The organism is Acinetobacter sp. AB03 (assembly GCF_058107045.1).
Genome location: NZ_JBUEBA010000023.1, coordinates 1 through 316, shown reverse-complemented (window position 1 = coordinate 316; position 316 = coordinate 1). Strand labels below are relative to the sequence as shown.

The 316-nt window shown below is 43.4% G+C and carries 1 protein-coding gene; it reads right to left on the bottom strand.

The window, feature by feature from the left end; all coding sequences use genetic code 11:
- Positions 1–85: 85 nt before the first annotated feature.
- Positions 86–316, bottom strand: a 231-nt coding sequence (locus ACY3FQ_RS17000) for a transposase domain-containing protein (RefSeq protein WP_489774495.1), incomplete at its 5' end; no start/stop codon positions are given.

Sequence of the window (316 nt, the reverse complement as noted above, 5' to 3'; positions counted from 1 at the left end):
CAGAATAATTCAAGTGAATTTGTTTGAAAGAAGAACTTTAAAAGCTTTATTTTCGTAAGCGTCCGCTGAACCCCATGTCTATTTTTTAATTTGAGTTGGATTTCCAGCGGTGTGGTAGCAATTCTTCAATCTGAGTCACTTTATGTGTCGGCAGCCTTTTCAGCACATCACTTAAATAGGCATACGGATCCAGCCCATTCAGCTTTGCTGACTGGATTAAAGTCATGATGTTTGCCGCTCGCTGACCACTACGCAGCGAACCTGCAAATAGCCAGTTCTTGCGTCCTAAGGCCCAAGGCCGCATTTGGTTCTCTAT